Here is a 5289-nt window from a genome sequence, read left to right on the forward strand (position 1 = left end):
ATATTAGAGACGCTCAATTAGCTTACAGAGAAGTTAATGGTAAATACACTAACAATCATGATAGTTTAGTTCATTTTATAGAAAATGGAAAATTCACATTAATTGAAAGAAGAGACTCCACTATTATAGATGAAGAAAAAACAAAATTATACGGAGGAATTGAATATACTGATGAGATTACAATTATAGATACATTAGGTTTTGTTCCTGTAAAAGATTCATTATTTAAAACATCTGATCGTTATAAAAAAATGAGATATGTACCTTTTGCAAAGGAAAATTTTGAGTTTACTATGAATGCAGGTGAATTTGGAGAAGATGATGATGATAAAATTCCTGTTTTTGAAGCTTTCGTTCTTAAAAAGGATATATTACATGACCAAAATGAAGATTATGTTGCTGAAGAAAACAAAGCATTTTCAGTAGATGAAATTAATGGTGATGCGATTAGAATTGGTTCTATGGAAGAAGTTAAAACCAATGGAAACTGGCCAAAACTTTATGACACTAAAAAGCAATAATTCTATACAAGATATACTTAATAAAGAACTGTCCATTCAAATTAGTTTGAATGGACTTTCTTTTTGTATTCTAAATACAGAAACCAATACCATTACTACTCTAAAACACATAGCTGTAGTAAAAAAACAAACCCCTTTTGAGCTTTTAGACACGTTAAAACACCTCTTTAATACAGAGCAAACTTTACATGAAAAATTTAGTAAAGTTACAGTTATACATGTTAATGAATTATCTACTCTTGTACCAAAAGCTTTATTTAACGAAAACGCAATTGCAGACTACTTAAAGTTAAATACTAAAATTTTAAAAACAGATTTTATAACTTTTGATGAGTTACTTATTAATGATAGTGTTAATGTTTATATACCATACATAAACATAAATAATTATATATATGATACTTTTGGTAGTTTTGAATACAAACACTTTTCTAGTGTATTAATAGAGCATATACTAAGTATAGAAAAACATAGTAAAACATCGAAACTATATGTTAATGTAGCAAAAACACATTTTGAAATTATCGCAATAGATTCTGGTGATCTAATACTTTATAATACTTTTAATTATAATACTGAGGATGATTTTATTTACTATATCCTGTTTACTATAGAACAGCTTAATTATAATCCAGAATTAATAGACTTAATCTTTATTGGTGACATTAGTAAAGAACATAAACTCTATGATGTAGTATATAAATACATTAGAAATGTTAGTTTTGGAAACCGTTACGACACTTATAACTATACAGAGTTACCAAGTACTAGTTATTCAGATTTTACACTTATAAAAAGCTTATAATGCGCATAATTTCAGGAAAATATAAGGGTAGAAAAATTTCTGCTCCAAAAAAATTACCCGTTCGCCCAACCACAGATATGGCTAAGGAATCTTTATTTAATATTTTAAATAATAATTATTACTTTGATGAGATTTCTGTTTTAGATTTATTTGCAGGAACAGGTAATATAAGTTACGAGTTTGCCTCTAGAGGAACAGAACAAATTACTTGTGTAGACCAAGATTATGGTTGCATAAAGTTTATAAACGAAACGGCTAGTAGTTTTGACATGCCTATACATACCATTAAAAGTAATGTTTACAATTTTTTAGAAAAAACCAGTTTAAAATCTACTATTATTTTTGCAGACCCTCCTTATGATTTTTCTGTCGAAGAGTTTTCTAAAATTCCAGCTTTAATTTTTGAGAATAACTTATTAGAGGATAATGGCTGGCTAATAATTGAGCATTCTAAACATACCGATTTGTCACATTTACCAAATTACAGTCATTCAAAAGGCTATGGTGGTAATATGTTTAGCTTTTTCGATCTTGAAAATGAGTAAGAAGCACAAGAAGATTAATTAATTAAAAAATATAGAGCACAAAAAAGCCGAAGTATATAATACTTCGGCTTTTTTTATGTTACTATTTATTAAAATTAGAACTTGTAAGTAATTCCAAAGTTAATATCAGATAAATCTAAGTTTAAACCAAAGTTGTTTGCTGCTTCTGCACCATCAACATCTGCTTTAGCGCTTGTGTAAGATAATGCACCAATAGATGCTCTTAAAGCGAAACAGTTAGATACAAAATAGTTTACTCCTGGAGCAACTGCTACTGCAAAAGCGTTAACTTTTGTATCGTTTGTAGCACCATCTAATTCAACTTTAGTAGAGTTGTAAGCAACACCTGCACCTAAAGTGAAAGAAAATTGGTCAGCTGGAGTAAAGAAGTAAGTAGCTCCTAAGCTACCACCAAAAGTGTTAGTTTTTGTTTTAGCTGTATCTTCACCAGATCCAACAGTAACTCCTAATTCAACAGCGATATTGTCACTTACAAAGTAACCAACAGAAGGAGCGAAAGTAAGCTCGTTGCTATCTACATCTCCTTGAGAAAAGCTATTGTAACCAACAGTACCACTTGCGTAAAGATCACCTTTTGCAAATCCACCAGTTTTTGTTTCCTCTTGAGCATTAACACTAGTTAATCCAAATACTGCTACTGCAGCTAATAATAATAATTTTTTCATAATTGATCAAAGTTTTTAGTTCTTTTGAGGGCGCAAAATTACGCTCTCTTTTCTATTTCTACAAGAAAAAACGTAAAAAAACAACCTTAAAACAATAACTAACTGATTAACAGTACATAAAGAAATGTTAAAGTTATGTTTTTCACAAAAACCACACCTATTTAGGTATTAGCTTGGAAAAGTATTTTAGCATAAAAACACCTTCTTTATATTCATATTGTATTATACAATTCATTTAAGTTATTACATAAATAACTTGTATAACAAAATTTTGAAGGAGTACTCTTAAACAATATATTTGTTTCATGAAATGGGACAATGCACTTAAAGATTATAAGTTCTATCTAAAAATAGAAAGAGGTTTATCTCAAAATTCAATAGATAATTATAGTTTCGATATAAAGAAGCTAATATCCTATTTAAAAGAAAACGAAATAAAAGAAACCCCAATTACCATTTCTAAAGGCACAATACAACATTTTATTTATAATATAGCAAATACAGTTAATGCAAGAACTCAATCTAGAATAATATCTGGTTTAAAAGGTTTCTTTAACTATTTGGTGTTCGAGGATTATAGAGATTCTAACCCTTTAGATACTATAGACTCTCCTAAAATAGGGAGAAAACTACCCGATACACTTTCTGTAAAAGAAATAAACGCTCTTATTAATGCAATAGATTTAAGCAAACCTCAAGGAGAACGCAATCGTGCCATATTAGAGTTACTTTACAGTTGCGGACTAAGAGTTAGTGAATTAACTAATTTAAAAATATCAGATTTATATTTTGATGAAGGCTTTATTAAAGTAACAGGAAAGGGAGACAAACAACGTTTTGTTCCTATAGTAGAAGCCACACAAAAATATATTACTATATATAGGAAGGAAATTAGAACACATATGGATGTTCCTGAAGAATTTAAAGATACTTTATTTTTAAATAGACGCGGAAAACAGCTAACCAGAGCTATGATTTTTACTATAATTAAACAATTAGCTGTTAAAATAAATTTAGAAAAAGTCATTTCTCCACATACATTTAGACATTCTTTTGCAACTCATTTACTAGAAAATGGTGCAGATTTAAGAGCTATACAGCTAATGTTAGGCCATGAAAGCATAACAACGACAGAAATTTATATGCACTTAGATAAAAGTCACTTAAAAGATGTAATGCATAATTACCATCCTCGAAAATAGTATTTAATCTGTTTTTTAGTGCATTTAATCTATTTTTACTAAATTTAGCCCTGCTTATAATCTTTTTATATTAGATTAATAGAGTGTTAGTTTCCCGTAAATGTGCAAAATTATAATGGAACGACTAAAAGAAAATGAATACAATATTAATAGTTCTGAAACGAATTATAGTATAGAACAATTTGAAAAACTAAAATGGAAATTTGCTTTAGAAAATTCCAATATAGGTATTTGGAGTTGGGACAATACAGATAATCAAGACCGTGTTTTTTTTTCAAAAGAATCAAAAGCAATTCTAGGTTACACAGACAATGATGGTAACACTTTTGGTTCCAATTCTCAAGATTGGAATAATAGAGTTCATCCAGACGATAGACAAAAGTATTTTCAAGATTTTCAAAATCATTTAAATGGTATTCATCCTATATACGAAAATCAACACCGTGTTTTATGCAACGATGGGAGTTATAAATGGATTTTTGATAAGGGAAGGATAATAGAAAAAGATAAAGATGGTAAAGCTATACGTATTATAGGTACACATACAGACATTACTACCCGTGTGCTTAATGAGGAAAAAATAAATAAAACAATAGATACAGTTACTAAGCAAAATAAAAAGCTACAAAATTTTGCGCATATAGTAACCCACAACCTTAAAGAACACGCTGGAAACTTTGAAAGCCTTTTAACTTTTTATGATGAAGCCCAAAATGATGACGATAAAGAAGAATTAATAAGCTATTTAAAAACGCTATCCAAATCTTTAGGCACCACAATTTCTAACTTAAGTCAAGTTGTATCTGTTGAGGCTAAAAAAGAAATTAATATAGAAAAAATAAATATTAATAGGTACGTAAAGCGCGCTATAAACTTATTAGAAGTTGTTATTAAAGAGAGTAACACCTCTATAATAAATAACATTGATAATGATTTAGAAGTCTTTTTTAGTCCTGCTTATATGGAAAGTATTATTCAAAATTTAATGACTAATGCTATAAAATACAAACATCCAGAAAGAGACCCAATAATAGAAATTAAATCTACAACTTACAACGAAAATATTGTTATAAAAATAACAGATAATGGTTTAGGAGTTAACCTTAATAAATTTGGAAAAGACATTTTTGGTTTATATAAAACTTTTCATACAAATCAAAACTCAGAAGGCGTTGGTTTATACCTTATAAAAAGCCAATTAGAATCTCTTGGCGGCACTATAGATTTAGCAAGTGTTGTTGATGTAGGCACTAGTTTTATAATTACCATTCCTAATAAAAAGAATCCAACATAAAGAGGTCAATTAAACTGTATTTCATCTGTTTTTTTTGACTATTATCGATTGAGCATTATAAATAATCTAAAAAAAACATGATATAATGTTTAAAAAATAATTTTGGTTTATGTTGTAAATGTGCTATTTACCAAAACAAAATTAAATGATTGAAAGAGATAAACTATATGAGGATGATGAGCTTCAAAAATTAAAATGGCAATTTGCCTTAGAGAACTCAAATATAGGTGTATGGG

Annotated in this window: 6 protein-coding genes; 5 read left to right on the forward strand and 1 reads right to left on the reverse strand. The window is 28.4% G+C overall.

Features of this window, described 5'->3' with window-relative positions:
* From ACVC2P_RS00175 to ACVC2P_RS00185, 3 genes are all read left to right on the forward strand, one after another.
* Positions 1-521, forward strand: a 521-nt coding sequence (locus tag ACVC2P_RS00175) for a hypothetical protein (protein ID WP_452596468.1), incomplete at its 5' end; no start/stop codon positions are given.
* The gene (locus ACVC2P_RS00180; protein ID WP_452596469.1) at positions 481-1326 is read left to right on the forward strand and encodes a DUF3822 family protein; all 846 of its coding nucleotides are present in this window, start codon (positions 481-483) and stop codon (positions 1324-1326) included. The genes ACVC2P_RS00175 and ACVC2P_RS00180, both read left to right, overlap by 41 nt.
* Complete coding sequence (locus ACVC2P_RS00185; protein ID WP_452596470.1) at positions 1326-1871, forward strand: RsmD family RNA methyltransferase; 546 nt, start codon at positions 1326-1328, stop codon at positions 1869-1871. The genes ACVC2P_RS00180 and ACVC2P_RS00185 overlap by 1 nt, the downstream gene beginning before the upstream one ends.
* A gap of 95 nt (positions 1872-1966) precedes the next feature.
* Here the strand turns inward: ACVC2P_RS00185 and ACVC2P_RS00190 are convergent, their stop codons facing one another.
* Positions 1967-2557, reverse strand: coding sequence for an outer membrane beta-barrel protein (locus ACVC2P_RS00190; protein WP_452596471.1), 591 nt, complete (start codon positions 2555-2557; stop codon positions 1967-1969).
* A gap of 305 nt (positions 2558-2862) precedes the next feature.
* On the opposite strand from ACVC2P_RS00190, the gene xerD reads away from it, so the two are divergent.
* Together xerD and ACVC2P_RS00200 are read left to right on the forward strand one after the other, a co-directional pair.
* On the forward strand, positions 2863-3759 hold the full coding sequence (gene xerD / locus ACVC2P_RS00195; protein WP_452596472.1) for a site-specific tyrosine recombinase XerD: 897 nt from the start codon (positions 2863-2865) through the stop codon (positions 3757-3759).
* Positions 3760-3874: 115 nt separating this feature from the next.
* Positions 3875-5053: a sensor histidine kinase gene (locus tag ACVC2P_RS00200; protein ID WP_452596473.1), complete on the forward strand. Its 1179-nt coding sequence runs from the start codon at positions 3875-3877 to the stop codon at positions 5051-5053.
* Positions 5054-5289 lie beyond the last annotated feature (236 nt).

The organism is Pontimicrobium sp. MEBiC01747 (genome assembly GCF_053601635.1).